This is a genomic window from Legionella gratiana (assembly GCF_001467695.1).
Classification (GTDB): domain Bacteria; phylum Pseudomonadota; class Gammaproteobacteria; order Legionellales; family Legionellaceae; genus Legionella; species Legionella gratiana.
The window spans coordinates 542,789-564,202 of the sequence record NZ_LNYE01000020.1; the positions used below are offsets into that span (position 1 = coordinate 542,789).

Genomic DNA, 21,414 nt, shown 5'->3' on the forward strand with positions numbered 1-21,414 from the left:
ATTGGATAGGGAAGAGCGCAAAAGGAGGATGATCATGGAACCCCAAGAAAACACGGTCGATATTTTATATGTGGAGGATGATATAGTTGATGTCATGGGCGCGCAGCGGTTATTTAAAAAAGTTAAAGAGTCTTGTGCTATTGAAATTGCTTCTAATGGACAAGAAGCATTAAATAAATTATTTGGTCGTGAAGGAGAAAAAAAAATACACCCTAAAGTGATTCTTCTCGATATTAATATACCAAAAGTAAATGGAATCGATTTGCTTAAAATCATTCGTCAAGAACCTTCATTAGCTTTTACAGAAGTATTTATTCTAACCAATGCTTATACCACAAAAGATAAACTTGCAATCAAAGACTTGAATGTAAGAGGTCAAATTATTAAACCTCTTGAATATGGTGATGCATTAAATATTTATTGGGCAACTCAAAATACATAAGAGTATCTATTGACTGTGATAGGATCTAATGAGCAGCATCCCAATTGGTACCTGTGCCAATAGAGACTACAAGAGGAACAGAAAGTGTAACGGTATGCTCCATCAATTCACGAATTATTTCTTTACTTGATTCTAGTTCATTTTTGTTTACTTCAAAAACCAATTCATCATGTACCTGCATGATCATTCTTGCTGGAGGTATTTCATAAGCGTTTTGCCATTTTGCAATGGAAAGCATCGCATTTTTTATGATGTCTGCAGCGGTTCCTTGCATGGGAGCATTAATAGCAGTTCGTTCTGCAGCTTTTTGACGCACTAAATTACGCGCATTAATTTCAGGTAAATACAAACGTCTACCAAATAAGGTTTCTACATAACCTTGGTGATGTGCTTGCTGACGGGTGCGATTCATGTATTCCAGTACCTTAGGGTAGCGTCGAAAATAAGTGTCTATATAATATTGGGCATCTTGACGTTCCACACCAATTTGTTTTGCTAAGCCAAAAGCAGACATCCCATAAATTAAGCCAAAATTGATTGCCTTGGCTCTTCGGCGGTGTTCATTGGTTACTTCTTCTAAGGGGATTTGGAAAATTTCGCTAGCAGTTGCGGCATGAATATCCCAGCCATGAGCAAATGCTTTGAGCAAATTCTCATCTTGTGACAAATGAGCCATGATTCTCAATTCAATCTGTGAGTAATCTGCTGCAAGAATAAGGCTGTCTTGGGGGGCTATGAATGCGGTGCGAATGAGTCTTCCCTCTTCACTGCGGATAGGAATGTTTTGCAAATTGGGTTCGCTTGAAGAAAGTCTACCTGTAGCAGCGACAGCTTGGTTATAGGAGGTATGCACTCTATTTGTCTTGGGGTTAATTTTTTTAGGTAATGCATCAATATATGTAGAAACTAACTTGGTTAAACTCCGATACTCAAGAATTACAGCAGCAAGGCGATAATCATAGGCTAACTCTTGTAAGACGGATTCTGCTGTTGAAGGTTGTCCAGTAGGAGTTTTTGCAATAACTGGCAGTTTATGTGAATCAAAAAGAATTTCTTGTAATTGCTTGGGTGAATTCAAATTAAAAGATTTTCCTGCTAGATGTAATGCTTCTTCTTCTAATGCTTTGATGCGTTCTTTTAAGCGTTCTCCATGTTGCTTTAAAGTTATAGCATCTATAAGCACTCCAAATCGTTCCATATCTGCAAGTACCGTCACTAATGGCATTTCGATATTATGAAAGACATTTTGCACTGACTCTGGTATTAAAGGATAAAGCTTATTATGCAGTTGCAAGGTAATATCAGCATCTTCTGCAGCGTAAGCCCCCGCCTTATCTACAGGGATCTGATCAAAGCGAAGTTGCTTCGCTCCTTTACCTGCAACTTCTTCATAGCTTATAGCTTTATGACCTAAATATTTTAAAGCGAGTGAATCCATATCATGACGACCTACACCGCTGTTGAGCACATAAGATTCTAACATAGTGTCGTAAGCAATTCCTTTTAAGGTAATGTTATGATTTTTCAAAACAGCATAGTCGTATTTAAGATTTTGACCGATTTTTTTTATTGCAGGGTTTTCGAAAATGGGTTTTAATGCAGTTAACACTTCTTCACGAAGTAATTGAGGGCTACCATCAGTGTGCGTAAATGGAATATAGGCTGCTTTTCCTTCTTGGATTGCTAAAGAAATTCCTACAATTTCTGCCATTATAATATCAATGTCTGTTGTTTCTGTATCGATGCAGAATAGTTCACATTGTTCGAGTTGGTTTAACCAATGATTGAATTGTTGATTGGTTGTAATTAATTCAAATGACACGCTGACTACTTTTGTGTTGCTGTCAAATGGTTCTTCTTCACTCAGGAGCTCTTTGAGCCAATTTTTGAACTCTAATTCACGGATTAATTCAATTAACCGTTGTTTATTAACCGGATTAGGTTTTAATTCACCCCATCCTACGGGTAAACTGACGTCTGTTTTAATCGTAACTAATTTTTTAGATAAAGACAGTTGAGATATACTTTCACGCAAATAGTCACCAATTTTACCACTGATTTGACTCGCGTTTTGTATTAAATTATCAAGAGTTTGATATTCTGTAAGCCATTTAATTGCTGTTTTGGGGCCGCATTTAGTTACCCCTGGAACATTATCTACACTATCACCAATGAGTGTTAAATAATCAATGATTTGATTGGGCATAATACCAAACTTTTCTTTGACTCCTGCAATATCCATGGCTGAGTTATTCATGGTATTAATTAATGAAATATGTTCGTTGACAAGTTGTGCCATATCTTTATCGCCCGTAGAAATAACAACGGGAATGCCTTGTTCAGTAGCCTGTGTTGCTAAAGTGCCGATTACATCGTCTGCTTCAACACCTTCAATAATTAAGATGGGAATTCCCATTGCTTCTAATAACTCGATTAAGGGGGCGAATTGTGAGCTAAGTTCTTGGGGCATAGGGGGTCTGTGTGCTTTGTACTCAGGATACCACTCATCTCTGAATGTTTTTCCTTTTGCATCAAAGACTACAGCTAATTCTTCAGGCTGATAATCTTTAATGAGTTTTTTAATCATATTTGCAACCCCATAGATTGCTCCTGTAGGCTGTCCCTTTGAATTGGTCAAAGGAGGAAGTGCATGGAATGCACGAAAAAAATAGGATGAGCCATCAATGAGAATCAATGGGGAGGATGTCATAGTTATTCTGCCTCTTCTCTGGCTAACAGTTGTTTTTTTAACAAATCAACTTGTTCTGAAAGCGCCTTAATGTTTTTACGCATTAAGGGAATTCGATTGACGCCAAGCTCATGTTGAATTGCAAGATCTTTAGGACGAGCGGGGTTTCCCAAATAAATATTCCCCTCTTTCAAGTGCTTATTTGGCGGCACGCCGGTTCGTGCTCCTAATACTACGCCATCATCAATGCGCACATGGTCACTGACTCCAACATTTGCAGCAAAAATAACATTATTGCCAGAAGTAGTGCTTCCAGCGATGCCAGTAAATCCACAAAGAATATTATGTTTCCCTAATTTAACCGAATGAGCTACTTGAACCAGATTGTCAATTTTAGTCCCTTCGCCTATAACGGTTGAACCTATTGTCGCTCGATCTATAGCGGTATTTGCACCAATTTCTACATCATCTTTAATAATAACATGTCCAACATGAGGGACTTTTTGGTGTTTTCCATCAATAAAGGTATAGCCAAAGCCATCAGAGCCAATAACAGTAGAGGCATGAATAGTCACTCTGGATCCAATTTGACATTTATCATAGAGAGTTACATGTGGATGAATGGTGGTATGGTCACCGATGAGCACTTCCCGCCCAACATGAACATGACTTTTCAAAACACAGTGATTTCCTATAATACTTCCTGCTTCAATCACCACATAGGGGCCTATAAATACATCATTCCCTAATCGTACGCCTTCTCCAATAACGGCAGAAGGATGAATATTTGGAATGATTTTTGGGGGGGGATTAAATTGTTGGATCAACGTCATAAATGCATTGAATGGATGTTTTACCTGTATCAATGGTTTATTGGAAATCGAAACCTGTTGATTTACAAGTATAGCTGCGGCTTGTGATGCCTCAGCTTTTTTTACATTTTCAATACTATCAGCAAATACTAAGCTTCCAGGGGTAATTTCATCGATAGGCGATAGGAAAGAAACTTTTATTGAGTCATCACCAATGACTACCCCATGCACCTTATTCGCTATATCAGATAGTGAATAACTCATTTGTTGGCCTTTTTGTAAAATAGCTGATTATATACCCAAGAAACCGCCAATGCCACGTTTTGACAATTTGATTTTATCTCTTTGAATTTTACCGCAGAATAAGTGAAGTGTAGAAAATTGGCTCCAAATACTGTATAAAATTAATCTGATTGCATTTGGACTTCATGGTTAAAAATCAAAAGGATAGGTATGTTTAAAGAACGAATAGTTTTAGTGTTTTGTGCTTTATTTGCTGTAAATGTTTTTGCCATAGACCCATATGCTCCCGTAATACCTCAAGTATGGTCATCGATTATTACGATAAGTGGAGGACCAGCTTGGTCTAACCCTGGAAAAGATCAATATCTGTATCCTTATCCCCCTCCCATGTTTAATTACTATATTGCTGACTCACAATCTGATTTTTTAGGTACGGGCGAGCTCTTTTTTGGGTTACAACGTTTTATTGGAGCAACTAATATTATTGGACAATTAGGTCTTGGAGTTGCGGCAGCGAGTGATGCTTATCTTTCGGGAGTGGTTAATGTCAATGGTATTCCCAATGTTTATACCTATCAGTATAGGATTAGTCATGTCCGTGCAGAAATGAAAGGTAAACTCATCGCTAATGGGTTTCAAACAGTACAACCTTATCTTAGTGGTAGTTTTGGTGTGGGTTGGAACCATTCTCATGATTATATTCCTACGACCATAGATCCTGTTCTTTATCCCACCTATTGGTTTAGTACCACCAGTATAGTTGCTTTTTCTTATACTCTTGGAGCCGGCATCCAAAAAATGTTAACCCCTCATTGGCAAGTAGGCATGGGGGTTGAGTTTGCGGATTGGGGAAAAAGTTATTTGGGCGGCGATGGAGCTACTCTTAATCAAGGCCCAGGTATGCCTCATTTATATACTACTGAATTGTTATTTAGTTTAAGTTATATGTTTTAAGCCATTATTTTACAAATCTACGTAGAATTAAGGCGACATTGGCACCTCCAAAGGCAAAATGGTTGGATAATGCAATATCGATGGATTTTTTACGCGCTTGATGAGGAATATAATCGAGATCACAAACAGGATCAGGTGTTTCTAAGTTGATTGTTGGTAATAATAAGTTATGTTGTAGACTTAAGCAGGAAGAAATAATTTCCATGACTCCAGAAGCACCTATAGAATGACCTATCATTGCTTTTTGGGCAGTGATTGGAATTTCATAGGCTCTATCTTTAAATATTGATTTAATGGTTTGGGTTTCAGTTTCATCATTTAACGCAGTTCCAGTACCATGGGCTTTTATGTACTGAATGTCTTGAGGTGATACTTTGGCATTATCTAAGGCTGCTTGTATCGCACGCTGTTGTCCTTCCGAAGAAGGAGCAGTGATATGAAAGGCATCACAACTGGCACCAAAGCCAATGATTTCTGCAAAAATAGGCGCTCCTCGGGCTTGTGCTTGACTTAATTCTTCAAGAACTAAAATTCCAGCTCCTTCTGCCATAACCATTCCTTCACGATTCAGATCAAATGGACGGCAGGCTTTTGTTGGATTTTCGTTGTTAACAGACATCACCCTTAACTTGCACCAAGCGGACATCATAGACTCCCAAAGTGGGGCTTCGGTTCCACCACAAATAGCTGTAGAAATGATACCTTGAGCGATTTGTTGGTAGGCGGTGCCTATAGCATCAGCTGATGAAACACACGCATTTGAAATTGTAGAGTTAGGCCCACCAATACCAAATGCAATAGCAATAAAATTTGCAACGGAATTCGGCATGCCTCTAATTACAGTTAAAGGCTGCATTTTTTTCCAGTTATTAGAGAAAAACATCTTATAACTGGTTTCTGATTCAGGATATCCTCCCATTCCTGTGCCTATGTATGTTCCTGCTCCGCGTAATTCATGCTCAGTAAGTCCAGATTGTAAGAGTGCATTATGGGTACAATACAGTGCAAATTGGGCCACACGTACGTAGCGTTTGTTTTTATTCAATTCGGGAAGATGTTCTAATGAAAAGTCTGTTATTTCACCTGCTATTTGGGTTGGGTAAAGAGATGGATCATAGCATTGAATGCGTTTTATTCCGCATTGCCCTTGACTTGCTGCTTCCCAGAATTTGCTGAGTCCAGTTCCTATGGAAGAGGTTATTTCCATACCGGTTATTACGACCCTTTTTTTCATTAATGATCCTTTAGTGTTTATCAACAGCAATCTTTTCTTAAATATATGTATAAAAATGAATTGGAATTGAATTGTTCCATTTTTTCAGCTCAATACTAAAGGTGAGGTTTAAATTTTGTCAAGTTCTATATTGAGTAAACATATATTTTTAAGACTCCATTATTGCTGGAATCATGCTCGAGTTAACCTTTGTGACAAGCCTTTTCCTTCTAGAAAAGAAGATATTGAGAGTGTGCTAAAGAAGCTGAATTTATCAATAAGCGATTTCACGACGAGCAAGAAGTTAATTAACGTTTTAAAATAAAAACAGTTGGATATAAAAAATCACTTTATTTTATATCTATCTTAGGTTTACTGCCTAGGACTTATACGCTTTTATTGCCCTGTTTTGGTTTAATGAGCTTTTCCAATTGGTAAAGATCTATTTCCCAATAATCACATGCATTTTGAGTTAGAAAACCCAGACGAGAGTAGAGATTAAGCGCTTTCTGATTATGTGTTTCCACATCGAGATTAAGATGCGGTTTCCCTTCACTTAAAGCAAAATTAATACAGTGCGCTATTAAAGCGGTTCCCAAGCCTTTACCTTGTCTGATGGGTAATACTGCAATATCAGAAAGCGTTGCTCCATGTTTTTGCCAACGTAAATGGGCTTTACCTACAAGATGGTTATCTTCAAAAGCGAGTACTATTTGATAATTTCTATCACTGAGTATGTGCTGGAAACGTGGAATTAATTCTGTTTGTGTTTTAAAAAAGCAGGCTTCGTCCAGAACACAAAGAAAAGGAATATCGTTAACTGTTGCTGTACGATAAGTTAAATTCTTTTTATAATCAAGTAAAGGATTTAAATCATTTCGTTCCATATAGTATTCACTGTGCATATAGGAATACCCAAGATCGGGTAACCAGTGATTATTTAAATGGGAAGGGCTTGAAAAAATTAAATTGAGAAAATTATGCTCCTTGACAAGAGGTAGAATATTTTGCAGTAATTTTTTGGCGATGCCTTGGCGGCGAAAAGAAGGATGAACAAGCAGTGAAACTTCAACGGCATCTTCATAAAAAAAATAAACACTCAAGAAACCGACCAATTTCTGATTTTCATAGTGTAACAGAATGGTTGGAAAGTTTCTTTTTTGGGTTAATAAGTGAGTATATAAATTAGGTACGCTACCATCGTTTTTTTTACAAATGGCTTTTAATTCTTCCAGATCTTTAAATTGATCTTCATTAAGTTGATTTGTATTGCTCAGCATAATTTTATTAATCGTATAGCCCTTTTGGTTAAGAATAGCTGGTTTTAATGAAATTTGCTCTTATTAATTGATTAAACCTAGAAAAAGAAGTTGAATTCTATTGCTCGAATCCAACTGCATTTCTAGGTTAAAAATGCCAGTTTAGAACAGCAATCATAATTTCTAAAGCAATCAAAATAATAATGATTATTTCTAAATTATGACCATGTCGATTATCTAAATAGTTATTAAACATATCAAAGATTTCGTTTAATGTATCAAGACGATGGTTAATGGCGTTGACGCGTCTTTGTATATGTAAGTATCGTTCAAGCATCGTAAAATGCTCTTCTAAAGTTGGATGTTGCCAAAAATATTTTGGGTGGTAAAGGAAATTACTAATTAAATTCATCTCACTTTTGGCACCAAGAATTTCACCAATAATTTGTTGGATTTGGGTGCGGCTAATTTTCATCTCACCAGTCAGTGAAAGTGTTTGAATCATGGGATTGTATTTCTCAATCAGTACTTCAATAATTGTTTCAAAATATTGCAACTTAGCTGATTGTGAAAATCCATAAGACAGACTTAGCTTTAACTCATCACTGTCATCTTCAATAGTTAAACAATCGACATCAAAAAAATCATGGGGTTCTATGGTGGTTTTATCATCGTATTGATAATGAAATTCATCATGCACCAAAAGAGTTACTGGTTTATCAACGAGACTTTTAACAATATTTAAATAATCATTAATTTGATAACGTTTGACACCCCAAGAAACTACCGTGCCATTTTTAAAAATAAATACAGTATGATTTTTATTATGATTAGAATTTAGCTTCAGAACATCGCGAGTCTTCATCGAAGTAAATTCAACAGAAGAGTTTTTAAAATAGTTATCTACGCGTGTTAAATCAATTGACTTAGCAATACAAAAACTTAAGCATTCCATAATGGTTATAATCCGCGAACTCAAAGCATTTAAAGAGGTATTAGCAATTTGCTGTATCTTATCATAATGATCAGATACAGCGGTTCTTTTTAGTATATAATAATTTCAATAGTTATCTCAAATGACGCAGAGTTAATGGATGTAAAAATACTCTAGTTACTATGTTACTCCACTAGGAAATACTATCTGCTGTCTCACGGTTTAGATAGGATCTTTTTCGGTCACTAGCTCCGCCTAACCATTGAGGACAAACCTCCAAAATTTCAGCGATTTTGTTGAGCTGCTCAACTCCTGGAAGTATATGACCAAAAATGAGGGAGTTTGCTAAATGACGTGAAACACCAAACACTTTAGATACTGCTTTTGTCTTTTCAGTTAACTCTTCTGGGAACCCTAAAGAAGCTAATTCGCGATTGAAACGTTGCGAAAATACTTTACTGTTCATTTTCTCACTCCATGAAAAAATATTTTTCAGCATCATGCTGCCACACCCTAGTTACTTATCAAATCCATAAGCTATGGTAAGGATGTTATAACTTATTTTTTTTTAATAGAAAAGTTCTTTTAGTATGAAATCAATTGGTTATTTTTAGATTCAAAGCTTGTTTTTTAAATAAAGAGTTTATTTTTAATTCTATTGTCAGTTTTATTTAGATCAAAATACGAATTAATTTATAATTTTTTACACTAATCGTATGAAATAGGGTATAATCTTGTGCTGAAATTCATTAGTGCTAAAAAATTTGTTAGAGTTATCAATTATTAAGGGCTGTTGATAATTTATCTCCATACATCTACTTTGCGCAGAAGATGTAGATAACGTGAGTTCGATACAAAAAATAAAATGATTTTTTATATCGAACTGATTTTATTTAGAACGTTAGATAATGAGATTGTCACAATGTTTCTTAATTTTCCTTGTTCCTTGGTATCGTTTAAGGATAATTAAACATGGCAAGGAATGTTTATTTCACATTTAGGAGCTAAAACAGAATGATGAAAGTAACCACGATCCTATTAGCTTTTGTTGTAACCGGTTTGGCTTTTGCTAATGATCCTAAGGAAATAACAGCTCATACTGTGACTCTTTCAGGGTTACAACCTGGAGAAGGCCGATATATTCGAAGTGATGTATTTAAAAACAATAAATTTCAATCAGGCTATTATTTTTGTGCTGGTGCTGATAGTTTGCTGTATGATCTGCACTATGTTTTTTCAAAAAGCCAAGAGCCTTTTCATGCAGAACATTTAATTAAGTTTTCAATATGCCAAGATGAAACTATGGCACAATGTCACGAGTTTGCTATCGATAAATATCTTACTTTTAGAAATCTCGATGGGTATTTGCAAAACGATGTGTCTCAAACAACAGTAGACATTTCTCCATTAAAAACAGCTTATCAGTCTTGTGAGCCCAGTGCAGATATGGATGAATTGGTGAAACAATCAATTTATGAAAATGATCGCCGTTTTGCCCATATCGGTTGATTCATTATCGTTCTATTCAATTTCAGTGAGCGGTTTATTAGTTGGGATGTATAAGATGCGTCCTATCATCCTAATGGCCTCCTTATTTGTTTAAATAAAGTAAATTATGTTGCTTTTTTGTTAAGTTTTAGCAAAATCAGCCAATTTATTTGTACAAAATAACACTTTAATGATTAAATTACGCGCATTTGTGTTTGTTTATACTTTAATTTGGAGGTTTCTTGAATGAAAAAAATGAAAGTATTAGGCTGTTGTTCCTTATTAATACTTGCATTGGATGCAAATTCCTACCAAACTCGAGAGAGTAAAATATATGATGAAAAAGGCCAAATTGTTCATATAGATGGATTATCATGGTCTGGGTTTCAAGACACTAATGTGTTTCAAGGGTTACAAAGCAATCCCTTTTATGCTATTCCATCACTTCAATCCAACCCTAGAGCTTACGGCATGATGGATTTAATCAGCAAACCCTGGGAATTTCCTGATTCAGGTGTTGATAAAAGCTCAGCTGTATCTTTTAAAACCATACGATTACCGATTCAACCTGAAGTGCTTTATGATGATCAACGTGAAGTAGATTTGAATAAATGGCTTTCGGATAAAGCCCTACCAAGTGCAGGTAATGGCATTTTTTGTAAAACCTGGCAGAGTAATGGAAGTGGATGTGAAAAAGCAGTTAGCCCAAAACAGGCTTTTTGGATTGTCTTACAAGAATTAAAAAAGAATAATGTCAAAGTAATGATTGATATCCATCACCGTCAGGGATATGGCGATGCAATGCGTGATGGAACTGTTTATGACATGAGTAAATACGAACAAGATATTGCTTTATTAGCTCAAGAAATTAAAGAGCGTCAATTAGATAATGTTCTGGGCATTGATATTTTCAATGAGCCTTATCGTTTGAATTGGTTTAAAACACATGATTCTCAAGTTCCGTGGACAAAAGTCATAGCAACTGCTGCAAATGCGGTACAAAAAAATAATCCTGATTTATTGTTGTTTGTAGAAGGTCCAGATTCAGGCAATGATGACTCAAATAATCCTGTTATTTGTGTCCCTAAATCACAAGTGATTGATGATAATGGTTATAGTCATTCTTCAGATCCTTCTTTATGCGGTACACTTGAGCGAGTATTTTTCAAAGGCAATTGGGGCGAAGATTTTAAACCGTTACTTAATGAACGATTGGCCCAAAATGGAGTTGCTGTTTTTGATGCGGTGAAATTGAAAGATCAGTTAATTCAACAAGGAATAAATCAATCTGCTTTAGACTGGTTAATGGGTGATGAGCAAGCTCAAAATAGTCATTTAGTCTTTTCCCCTCATGTATATCCTGCAGAAGTTGCTGGCTGGGAAACTGCACCGGGTATGCCGAGTCAATTACGTTTTGATTGGTCATGGGGCTTTTTATATAAAGCAGGTTATCCTGTTGTACTGGGTGAGGCATCTTGGAAAACTGCTCAAGGAAAAGCATTTTTTACAAATTCATTAATGCCTTATTTACAAGATAATATGGAAACAAATAACCTCTTTTTCTGGGCAATTGGTTATCTTGGCGATACGGTAAGTGCTATAGATCCAAATACGGGCAAACTTAATTTGGATGTACAGCAAACGTTAAAACAATACTTTGATGATATTTAAGGAGTTATTGTCTGAGTAGCTCGAAGCGACATAAAAGGCATTTTATGTCTTTTATGTCGAACTCACGTTGATTAGGAGCACGAATAATTAAATACTTCTTGCTGCTGTTCTGAAGAGTCAGGATGTTTTGTATGAAAGAAACTACGTTGATGTGCTTGTTGATTCATCTCAGGTTTCTCTTCAATAATCATCTGCTCTAAAGGTAATCTTTGTGCTTGTGGAGGAGTATCGCCATAACCTAAACGAACAAGCATCCATAAATCATGTTCACGCGAATCATTTTTGAAGTGCGCATCCATCTCTTTATGTGCCTCATGATTCGTAATAACACTACCAAAAGGATGTAAATACACGCCATACTTAGTCATGGTTAGCCATATTCTAGCCATCATATGGCCTGCTTTTTCCCAATCAGTAGGCTTATCAAATGGCCCAGAAATCCAAGCAACTGTAGCGGTTCCTTGCATTGTTCGCTCATAAATCCAACGCACCAATTGATAAACCCCAGGAATATTAAATATCCAATTAGCGTGCACAAAAAGCCACATCACAACACCAGGAATCTGCATGGCATATGCCGCAAGACCATCCGCTTTTTTTTCAGCACTTTCTCGGCTAAAACGCATCCAAGAACCCACTTCATTACGTGCCACAACCTCGCGCATGTCGGCAAACATCGTATTTGCATTGAGACGAACTACCCAATTTACTTCTGCTTTATCGTTAGAAAATTCAAAAAGATGATTATATTCTTTAGCAATAGCAGCAAGCTCTTGGAGTAATTCTAATTGAATGGGTTGTCCATTGTAGGGTAATCGTGATGTTCTACGATCCAAAATAAGCTGTCTATTTAATTTCTCTTCTTTTTTACGAGGAATAAGAGTTAAACGGGCTAAAGGTTGCGGCCCTATTTTGTTGGCATCTAATTGATCCACCTTATATTGAACTTCAATATCAAAACCCAGTGGTGCAGCAGCAATAGATAAAGTTTCATTGAGGATGCCAAATCCAACCTGCATAAAACTACCCGTTGGATTTGTTCCTGGGATTAAACGTTTAGGATCATAGAGCAAAGTAATACTTTCTGGATTATTATCATCAAACTTAAATAACCAGGGTTGGGTATTATGAGGTGATGGAGCCCATCGACCGTATTCTAATAGTTCGCGCCAAATTTTTTTACTCATTAATTATCCCCTTGAATTTATAGACACTGAAATGCTAAATCAGTGGTTTCTCCTTGCTCGGCAGTTAATAAAGCACGGCTCATCGGTACTTTCACCCCACGACAAATATCTTCTTCTGGGAAGCGATAGTTTTCCGGTAAATTTTCTTTTTGGAACACCAATACTTGTTTTCGGTGTCCTTCTGCTTCACTAATGGGGCTTTGGCCTCGCTTAAAGAAACGAACCATTGGCAATGCAGCACCATCACTCAGGTGCTCAATTTGATAACGAAAATCTTGATTGATATTGACCAGTTGAGAAATAAGTTTTTTTGCATAGCACTGCATTGTTTCTTTATCAAATAATTCAACACCTTCTTCCAACTCTAACCAAAACTCCAATTGATCATTTCCTTCCCTATCTTGATAACTATAAAATGCTTTTTTAAGAATTTGTCCTTCGGTATCAATGTTCGTTAGTGCTCGCTCTAGCTCAGTAAATGCTAAATTAGCGCCATTAAATACTACGGTTGAATCACGTCCCCAAATAAACATTAGGGGAAGAGGAGAGCGGGGTTGATGAAATATTCCATATTTAGCCAATAATGCTTGTACATCGCTAGCTGCATAAACTCTTCCTTTATCTCCTAAATTGTATCTAATTCTTGGTGAAGAGCGATCGTCACGTGTACAAGTAAATATTAAACTGTCTTTGTTTTCTTCTTGGTTGTCGCATTCTATATGAGTATTCATCGGATCAAAGTGAAATATCATCGGTAAGCCTCTATTTACCCCATAGAGTTCACGAGCTAATCCGGGATTTTGTTCTATTGCCTTACGTATAATAATTTCATCGTCTGTTTCTTCACCTAAATTGACATCTAAATCAGACGCCCCATAAGAAGAGTAAATATGGTTAAACCCATCTCTAATAAGCGAGTCACGCATTGCTTCTGAATTTGCTTGACCACCAACGATACCAATAACAGAGAAATCACTTAAATGATGGCCTTTGGCTCTAATGTACGTCGCTAAGTCTTTGAGAAAGGGAGGATAACCAGTAAGCAGTATTTGTACTTTTTCCTGATTGAGCTTTTTAGCAATTGCCACAATATGACTTTTATAGCGTTCAATTAAGTGTTTCTCTTTTTTATCTAAGGAGGATATTTGTTGTGCTAAAATGGCATCAAACGAGGTATGCCGATGCTTTAAGGCATTTTTTAAACTGTTATCAACAAATTTACTGATTACTAGGATATCTTCTGGAGTACTACTTGGATTTTTTTCACATAATTGCGCTATTTCCAGTTCAAGTTGATGTGTTTCATAGTGTTTAATACGTAATAACTCATCAAGAATCTTTTCTTTATCAGCCCCTGTAGCAAAAACACTCCCCGTATTTCGCATAAGCTCGTAAGCAGTTAATCCAGTTGCCCATGGACCCAGTGCAAAAGCATTAATAAAAGCGACTCTACGGTTGCCAAATTGTGCTTTTTCAGCCAATTCTAAAGTCTTTTTAACGGAGTTTAGTTCTCGCTCACCTCGTACCCACGCAGTAGGCTTGCCCGTAGTACCGGTAGACGTATCTACTTTAGCAAATACAGGATACTTACCATAAAAGTGGGTATCTGCATCAAATTTTTGATACTTGATGTAATTGTCTTTAGTAGTTATTGGTATATCACGCAAGGTCGTATGATCTACTGGTTTGCCTTGGAAACGGGTAATATGGTGTTTATAAGCAGGAACTGCTGTATAAGCTTCATGAAAACGAGTTTTTGCTAAAACTTCACCGGCTTCAAATAAATTTTTTTCCGTACGTACTATTAAAAATCGGGCTTTAAAAAAATTAAAACTGGCTAGAGTCTTTTGAAAAAGCCAACTTAAAAATTTTCCTACTAAGTTATCCCAAAGCGAATATTTCATTTTGATGTGGTTGTATTCACCAGCATGGCGCAAATGATCGCCTGCTTGTTTCTGGCGTAACTTATCTTGCTCAGTAGGCCGATTTAAGGAGGAGTGATACATTTTTTCATGCAATTTTCTGATAAGTACTTCATCACTGTCTGCATTTGAAGCACTGGAACCGATATATTTTATCAAGCTGCTTTTATTGATTATAAAACGTTGATTTTGGTGTCTACCCTGCGTATCAATTAAGGTAGCTTCAATAGTTATTGTTTTATAGAATAGTGCGCTGAACCAATGATGCACGGTAACACCATTTTTACCTAATTGATTTCTTGGATTTGCTTCACCCTGTTGGAATAATAATCGTGTGCCATATTGATCATGATTAAATAGAACTACAGGAGATTCAATGGAATATACAGGCATAATATTGTTTATTAAAAAAACATCATGGCATTTTAAATAAACAATATTAAGGAATTCTTAAGACGGAGTTACTTTTCGTGTTTACCCTATGATAGTTTGGGGTTTCACATTCCACGCAATACAATCCCATAGTTCAGAATGCTCTTTATTCTCAAAGATGCATAATGCTCCTGTAGCAATTTTAATTCCATATTGCCCACTAAATGCTTCAAAATTACCTGTCAAATAAGGTAAAAAACGGGCAATGCCATTACTTGTGATGATCAAACAGGTTTTTCCTGTATACTCTGTACGAAGACGAATAGAAAAATTCAGCCAATTTTTAATGAGCGTATCAGGATCAACGTTCCAACCTTGGGGCACTATGGCTTGGGCTTCCCAAAAGCGAAGCGCTTCTTTTCCAATTCGAGCTACTACTTGCTCTTCGGGTTGGTTTTCATCAGGTCCATAATCGATTTCGTTGAAAATAGATAAGGTTTCAATAGGTAAATCAGTACCCATAGTATTTTGTGCTTGTTCTGCAGTTTGGATGGCGCGTTTTAGTTTTGAAGTAAAAAGTACATCAGGAATGAGATGATTTTGTTTCAAATAGTTACCCAGTAACCGTCCCTGATGTAAACCACTATCCACTAGGGGTAAATCAGTGGTTCCTACTCTTCGAATCACGTCACCAGGAGCAAAAGTATTACCATGACGTGCAACAAGTAATCGTGTAGTCATATTATAGAGTCTCTTGCGATTGAATGGACGAGGAGGAGAATAATTCACCATATCTGGCGATCAATGCTTCTGCACGAATGATATCTTGTGGGCTATCAATCCCGGACATGCTTGCTCTGTTTTTATAATCCACAGGAACACAGCGAATAGTGTACCCATTTTCTAATAGACGCAATTGCTCTAATCCTTCTAATTTTTCAAATTTGCTTTCGGGTAAACTAATGTATTTTTCCAACATATTGAGTGAATATCCATATAAACCAATATGACGAAATATAGGGCTTTTGTCGCTTTTTTGGCGTAGCTCCTCTTCTTTACGCACCGCAGGAATTATACTTTTGCTAAACCAAAAGGCGTTACCAGTTTGTTCATCGAAAACAGCGGTAGTACCACTAAAAGGAGTTACCTGTTTATTTTGGCGTAGATCATCGAGTTGTGTCCAGGTTAATTGGGTCACCGGAGTTACTGCATCGCAGGGAGAGGTAGCAAAAGCATCGATCATCGCGCGTAAGAAATCGGGGGGTGTTAGCGGCGCATCTCCTTGCATATTTAAAATAAAATCAGGTTTGCTGGCCATTTGGTGTATTGCTTCAGCAACACGATCAGTGCCACTGGGGGCTTCTGGAGAAGTCATCACAGAGGCAACGCCAATTTCAGTGCAATGCCGAACAATTCGCTCATCATCAGTTGCGACGATTACCAAAGCATTTTTTAGTCCTTCAGTAGCAGCGAGCGACAAACGCACAACACGTTGCAGCATAGTTTGTCCATGAATCATTACCAAAGGTTTTCCTGGTAATCGGGTTGAAGCATAACGAGCAGGAATGACAATGGCAGTTTTCATAGCAAAAAATGGCTCAAAAATAAAAAAAACAATAATAGCCTAAATGATAGGCGGTTACTATAGTAGAATAATCACGCAATAATTTGGGTTAAATAACATTCCAAATAAAAACTATTCGCTATAAAAAATTACTTTATTTTTTATAGCAAACTGACGTTAAATAAGGATATTGATGATGAAAAAATTAAAAGCAGTCATGATGAGTTTCATGATGATGGGGTCTTCTTGTATTATCGCTGATCAAAACTCTTTGGCAAAATTAACTGATTTGGCAGGCGCCTCTGGGTTTGAAAAATCTGTTCGTGATGCAGTAAAGCAACAATGGCAACAATCAATGAGTCACGTTGCTGTAGATGGTATGGGTAATTTAATTGGACGATATAAAGACAATGCGAAAGGTCCTCATGTTCTCTTGATGGCTCATATGGATGAAGTAGGGTATATGGTTGAATCGATCACTCCTGATGGGTTTTTAAAAATTATTCCCCTAGGTGGGATCCCTGCTTCGGTTATTTTTGCACAACGCTGGACTGTTTCTACTCCTAAAGGTCCTATTCTTGCTTATTCTGGAATGGACTCAACCCATCTTCTTGAAGAGACCAAAAAAAATAAATTACCTGCGGTTAATGCAATTTTTCTTGATATTGGTGCTGAAACAAAAGAGCAAGCGGAAGCTCAATTTAATGTGCGACCAGGATTACAAGTGACTCCAGCGAGTCAATTTAGTCCTTTAAGCGAAAATCGTTATTTAGCAAAAGCACTTGATGATCGATTAGGCTTAGCTTTGATTGGAGATGTTCTGGAATCCATCAAAAATCAGGAACAGCCCAATCAACTTTTCACAGCAGCAACAGTACAAGAAGAGGTTGGGTTGCGAGGAGCCAGCACAGTTTTTAACAGCACCCATCCCGATGTGACCATTAATGTTGAAGTGGGTATTGCTGATGATTACCCTGCGTTGATTGCTGCTCGTAAAGGTAAGATTGTCTTAGGGAAAGGACCTACATTATTTGTTTATGACCGTTCCATGATTCCCCACCAAGAGTTGTTGAGTTGGATATTAGATTTGGCTAAAAAAAATAACATTCCAGTACAATTGGAGTCTGAAGTAGGTTATGGACAAGATGGATCTAAAGTACAAGGTTCAGGTTCAGGGGTTCCGAGTATTAATATTGGAGTACCAATTCGATATGCACATCAACAAGCGGGTGTATTTGATAAGCGTGATTATGATCAAGCAGTAAAATTAATTAGTTTAATCGTAACTCATCTTAATCAAAATGTTGTCGATCAAATTAAAGCGGGTTAGTGGTTCAAAAAAAGAGCTGGGCTTAACCAGCCCAGCCTAGGGATTGTTATCTTTATACTGCTGTATATAAACAGTTCCTTACTTAGCACTTATACGCCAACAGGCCAGGTCTTCTTGTGTTGGGCAATAAACGAATATTTTACTTCGTTTCCTGAGCAAAGAAGACCGCCGCCTTCCTAAGAAACTCATTTTACTTAGGGTTGGGATTTTCCTTTAAGATATATCCCAGAGCAGCTGCTTTTTTTGATATTTGATAGCGTTCTTCATAATAATTTGCCCCAGGATGTAAAATGCTTGCTGGTAGGCCAACGCGACATATCATTTCTGCATTCAGCGATTAATCTGAAACTACATGTTTGCCATTTCATGAAGATCTGTTGTAAAACTTTGAAAAGTACGTACCGGTTCTTTTGATTTGTTACCGCTCACTGCTACTACATGAAATTTTGATCCGATACCTGCAGCATTTGGATGGACAACAGGCATATCAGATTGTTTATTAATAGCCATTCTATTTCTCTAAAATTAAATCAGCCAAAGAGCGGGGTAGCAAATAAAAATCACCTTCCTAAACAGGGTCACTTAGTGCCTTCAATGCCGGGTACGCAGTACGCCCTGGACCATGTTTTTTAACGGGGTAATAGCCACCAATAGGCGGACGGTCGCTCTCTTTGGGGAATAAGAGTATAGAGAAAAAATGCAGTGGAGTTTCTATTTAACAGGGCAAGATTGTGTCTTTCGGTTGTTTTTTAATATTTCTTTCTCCATCTTTAGGCGTTTATTTTCTTCTTTTAACTGGCGAATTTCTGCTTGCTCTGCACTCAGCTTTCCGTTGCCTCGAAATGCCTCACTATCAGGTTCTTGGTGTTCTCTAATCCAGCGACTAAGAAAAGCTTGATGAACCCCTAAACTTTTAGCTGCCTCTGTGCAACCATAGCCTTGATCTAATACAAGACTAACTGCATCAAGTTTAAATTCTTTTGAATACTTCTTTCTTACTGCCATTATCTTCTCCAGTTAAGTACATTAACTCTTAACTGGGGTGTCAAAATCTATTAGACCACGTCAATTTTATCAGGTATCCAATAAACCAATAAAAATCAGAGTTATTCCAAATTTTTATATCCTATAGATATTAGAGATTTTTTACTAAGAGGTAGTTAAGTTTTCTTAAATAAACTGGCTAATAGAAGCTAAATTTATTGGAGAGAATCATGACTTATGACGAATTTAATCTGTGGTTAGAAAAAGTTAGGAGTGAGAATAAAAACATAGAGATAATTGACGGCTTTGCCATTAAGTCACTTAATCAAGAAGATGCTCTTGATAAGGTCTACAATTTTTTAACAAGATTGATAAATTCAACGCCAAATTCAATCAAATATCCTGGTAAAACTGCTGGTTTAATTTTTGAGGATATCCAACGTAATACACAGATTTTTACAAGTGGTTTTCCCTCTAAAAGTTATTATGCAATAGAAGAAATAATAAATAATATTCCACTGCCAAATTCAGATGAAAAATCATTATTATCTTTTTTAGAGATGATTAATAGCTGGGGTAAAAACGGCATGGATAGCAAATTAACTACAGAAGAAAAAACATTATTAAAAGACTCTTTTAATAATGTAAGTGATGAAAAAAAAGCGGCCCTTGCTACAATTCAAGACATATTTGATAGAATATCTAAGAGCTCTGCATTTGGCTCTTCGCATGCCATTATTTCTTCTAAATTTAAAATGATTACTCAACAATTTTATAACAGCTTTTTATCTGAAAATGAAAGAATTGATGGCCGTCGATCTGACGAAAAAGATGTCACTGCTCGGTTTTATAATGTCTGTTTTGAATATCTTATTAACGAAATAAAAGAAAAAAATGATGCTACTCTATTGTTGGAAAAGAAGAATTATATAAGTAAATATCAAGGTGTTTTTAGCAATAGACGAGAGCTAAGTCGGTTTATAGATGTGGTACTTATAGCTCCAGCTGAGGAGCGTTATCGATTGGACGCATTGAGGGAGTTACAAATAAGGATTTACCAGCTTAGTAATTTAGAAGAAAAAACTAATGCACAACGAGAATATGATAAATTACTTGGTGCAGTTATAAATAGATTTACGCAAAAGACAGAGCAAGATAATTATGATAGTGATATCGCGGATACCTTGAGTTTATTGCTTCAACAATATGAAGAACTTAATAGGTCTACTGGGAATGGGGAAATGGATTTAAACAGTATTGCAGGGAAAACCAAAAAATCATCACCCATATCAGCAGACTTTTTTCTAGCTATTTTCACTAGCAAAGAAGCAAAAATAGCCGCAGGAATTTTGCTTGTGGCTGGGCTGGCGGCGCTTACTGTCGGCACACTGGGAATTGGCGGTGTTATCACCGCTATGACAGGAGCTGTAGCAATTGCTGTTGCAGCAACAGGGAGCGCTGCGGTGATTTCCGGTATAAGCTTGGGTGCCGTAGGATTTTTCAAGTCCAGGCTAAATGCCGTTAAGAATGAATTGAATTTAGATGAACTATCCAACGAAAATGGTCAAGCTACTCCGTCAAAGTAGTGAAGTGCAATTGGACTTATCAGCCCAATTGCACTTACTTAAGCTGTACAAAAAAGAGTTTTTTAGGATTAACTATTTGATTTATAGAGAAATCAGTTTCCATTTTTGTAAGGTGTGCTTGCGAAAGAAACATCTAAAAAAGGAAACTGACCTATGAATGTTAGAGCCTATCCGAAAAATCACTGACGTCGTGGCGATACTTTATGTGTTGTACGTTTAGATAAACTTGGGCGGCGTATGATGCAATTAGTGGAGCTTATTAATAATTTCAAAGAGAAAGGCATTGAATTTGTATCGCTTGAGAATAACTTAGATACTTCGCGCATATGGGGATGCTACTTTTTAATATTTGTGCAGCATTTTCTGAGATGGAACGAGAATTAATTCGTGAACGGGTTAAGGCAGGACTGGATTCAGCAAAACAACAAGGTAGAAAAGGAGGCAGGCCAAAAGCATTAACTGATGAGCGGGCTGATGCAATCCGGGCGTTCCATCAGACAGGAAAAATGTCTGTGAAGAAAATTTGTGAAACAATGAAAGTAAGTCGGTCAGTATATTACCGTTGCATTAATCAAAATGTTGGTTTGTAGTTATGGGCCTGCATTAGAATTTTTTTAAAAGTGATAAAAATGAACTGGAAAAGTATATTGCCTCCTGGAATTGATATAAATGTCTTAACCTTGGATGAGTGTCGAAACTTTAAAAAATTCCATGAGCTATGGGGTTCAATACATAATGTAAGTGATTGCACCATAGTGTGAAAC

The 21,414-nt window shown here is 36.7% G+C and carries 18 protein-coding genes and 2 pseudogenes; 8 read left to right on the forward strand and 12 right to left on the reverse strand.

Going from position 1 to position 21,414, the window contains the following annotated elements; all coding sequences use genetic code 11:
• Window positions 1-34 precede the first annotated feature (34 nt).
• A complete protein-coding gene (locus tag Lgra_RS07145; RefSeq protein WP_058498560.1) occupies window positions 35-442 on the forward strand; it encodes a response regulator in 408 nt (135 codons plus the stop codon).
• A 25-nt stretch (window positions 443-467) separates the two neighbouring features.
• Here Lgra_RS07145 and polA read toward each other — a convergent pair whose 3' ends face one another.
• The gene (gene polA / locus Lgra_RS07150; protein ID WP_058498561.1) at window positions 468-3,152 is read right to left on the reverse strand and encodes a DNA polymerase I; all 2,685 of its coding nucleotides are present in this window, start codon (window positions 3,150-3,152) and stop codon (window positions 468-470) included.
• 2 nt (window positions 3,153-3,154) lie between these two features.
• On the reverse strand, window positions 3,155-4,207 hold the full coding sequence (gene lpxD / locus Lgra_RS07155; RefSeq protein ID WP_058498562.1) for a UDP-3-O-(3-hydroxymyristoyl)glucosamine N-acyltransferase: 1,053 nt from the start codon (window positions 4,205-4,207) through the stop codon (window positions 3,155-3,157).
• 189 nt (window positions 4,208-4,396) lie between these two features.
• Here lpxD and Lgra_RS07160 point away from each other — a divergent pair, with 189 nt between their 5' ends.
• On the forward strand, window positions 4,397-5,140 hold the full coding sequence (locus Lgra_RS07160) for a hypothetical protein (protein ID WP_058498563.1): 744 nt from the start codon (window positions 4,397-4,399) through the stop codon (window positions 5,138-5,140).
• A 4-nt stretch (window positions 5,141-5,144) separates the two neighbouring features.
• On the opposite strand, the gene Lgra_RS07165 is transcribed toward Lgra_RS07160, so the two are convergent.
• The 4 genes from Lgra_RS07165 to Lgra_RS07180 form a co-directional block, all read right to left on the reverse strand.
• Window positions 5,145-6,374, reverse strand: coding sequence for a beta-ketoacyl-[acyl-carrier-protein] synthase family protein (locus Lgra_RS07165; protein ID WP_058498564.1), 1,230 nt, complete (start codon window positions 6,372-6,374; stop codon window positions 5,145-5,147).
• 365 nt (window positions 6,375-6,739) lie between these two features.
• Window positions 6,740-7,633: a GNAT family N-acetyltransferase gene (locus Lgra_RS07170; protein WP_058498565.1), complete on the reverse strand. Its 894-nt coding sequence runs from the start codon at window positions 7,631-7,633 to the stop codon at window positions 6,740-6,742.
• Between the two features lie 127 nt (window positions 7,634-7,760).
• Complete coding sequence (locus Lgra_RS07175; protein ID WP_058498566.1) at window positions 7,761-8,567, reverse strand: RMD1 family protein; 807 nt, start codon at window positions 8,565-8,567, stop codon at window positions 7,761-7,763.
• Between the two features lie 172 nt (window positions 8,568-8,739).
• Entirely contained in the window at window positions 8,740-9,012 is a 273-nt protein-coding gene (locus tag Lgra_RS07180) for a hypothetical protein (RefSeq protein WP_058498567.1), read from the reverse strand.
• A gap of 548 nt (window positions 9,013-9,560) precedes the next feature.
• On the opposite strand from Lgra_RS07180, the gene Lgra_RS07185 reads away from it, so the two are divergent.
• Together Lgra_RS07185 and Lgra_RS07190 are read left to right on the forward strand one after the other, a co-directional pair.
• Window positions 9,561-10,055, forward strand: a complete 495-nt coding sequence (locus tag Lgra_RS07185; protein ID WP_058498568.1) for a hypothetical protein — start codon at window positions 9,561-9,563, stop codon at window positions 10,053-10,055.
• A 225-nt stretch (window positions 10,056-10,280) separates the two neighbouring features.
• Window positions 10,281-11,705 (forward strand): cellulase family glycosylhydrolase, encoded by a 1,425-nt coding sequence (locus Lgra_RS07190; protein ID WP_058498569.1) that lies wholly within the window; start codon window positions 10,281-10,283, stop codon window positions 11,703-11,705.
• A 71-nt stretch (window positions 11,706-11,776) separates the two neighbouring features.
• On the opposite strand, the gene Lgra_RS07195 is transcribed toward Lgra_RS07190, so the two are convergent.
• The 4 genes from Lgra_RS07195 to kdsB all read right to left on the reverse strand — a co-directional run bounded on the left by Lgra_RS07195 (window position 11,777) and on the right by kdsB (window position 16,771).
• Window positions 11,777-12,892, reverse strand: coding sequence for a hypothetical protein (locus tag Lgra_RS07195; RefSeq protein ID WP_058498570.1), 1,116 nt, complete (start codon window positions 12,890-12,892; stop codon window positions 11,777-11,779).
• Between the two features lie 17 nt (window positions 12,893-12,909).
• On the reverse strand, window positions 12,910-15,207 hold the full coding sequence (locus Lgra_RS07200) for a phenylacetate--CoA ligase family protein (RefSeq protein ID WP_058498571.1): 2,298 nt from the start codon (window positions 15,205-15,207) through the stop codon (window positions 12,910-12,912).
• 81 nt (window positions 15,208-15,288) lie between these two features.
• Window positions 15,289-15,927, reverse strand: a complete 639-nt coding sequence (locus Lgra_RS07205) for a histidine phosphatase family protein (protein WP_058498572.1) — start codon at window positions 15,925-15,927, stop codon at window positions 15,289-15,291.
• A gap of 1 nt (window position 15,928) precedes the next feature.
• Window positions 15,929-16,771, reverse strand: coding sequence for a 3-deoxy-manno-octulosonate cytidylyltransferase (gene kdsB / locus Lgra_RS07210; protein ID WP_058498573.1), 843 nt, complete (start codon window positions 16,769-16,771; stop codon window positions 15,929-15,931).
• Window positions 16,772-16,967: 196 nt separating this feature from the next.
• On the opposite strand from kdsB, the gene Lgra_RS07215 reads away from it, so the two are divergent.
• Window positions 16,968-18,080, forward strand: a complete 1,113-nt coding sequence (locus Lgra_RS07215) for a M42 family metallopeptidase (protein WP_420795200.1) — start codon at window positions 16,968-16,970, stop codon at window positions 18,078-18,080.
• A gap of 348 nt (window positions 18,081-18,428) precedes the next feature.
• Here the strand turns inward: Lgra_RS07215 and Lgra_RS17780 are convergent, their stop codons facing one another.
• Together Lgra_RS17780 and Lgra_RS07220 are read right to left on the reverse strand one after the other, a co-directional pair.
• A complete protein-coding gene (locus Lgra_RS17780) occupies window positions 18,429-18,590 on the reverse strand; it encodes a hypothetical protein (RefSeq protein WP_157068259.1) in 162 nt (53 codons plus the stop codon).
• 237 nt (window positions 18,591-18,827) lie between these two features.
• Window positions 18,828-19,085, reverse strand: a pseudogene (locus Lgra_RS07220) (transposase); the annotation flags it as partial.
• 209 nt (window positions 19,086-19,294) lie between these two features.
• On the opposite strand from Lgra_RS07220, the gene Lgra_RS07225 reads away from it, so the two are divergent.
• From Lgra_RS07225 to Lgra_RS07230, 3 genes and pseudogenes are all read left to right on the forward strand, one after another.
• Window positions 19,295-20,650 carry a hypothetical protein gene (locus Lgra_RS07225; protein ID WP_058498576.1) on the forward strand — a complete coding sequence of 452 codons (1,356 nt, stop codon included), beginning with the start codon at window positions 19,295-19,297 and terminating at the stop codon, window positions 20,648-20,650.
• 240 nt (window positions 20,651-20,890) lie between these two features.
• Window positions 20,891-21,024: pseudogene (locus tag Lgra_RS18520) on the forward strand (recombinase family protein); the annotation flags it as partial.
• A complete protein-coding gene (locus Lgra_RS07230) occupies window positions 21,019-21,240 on the forward strand; it encodes a helix-turn-helix domain-containing protein (RefSeq protein WP_238584392.1) in 222 nt (73 codons plus the stop codon). The pseudogene Lgra_RS18520 and the gene Lgra_RS07230, both read left to right, overlap by 6 nt.
• The last annotated feature ends 174 nt before the right edge of the window (window positions 21,241-21,414 follow it).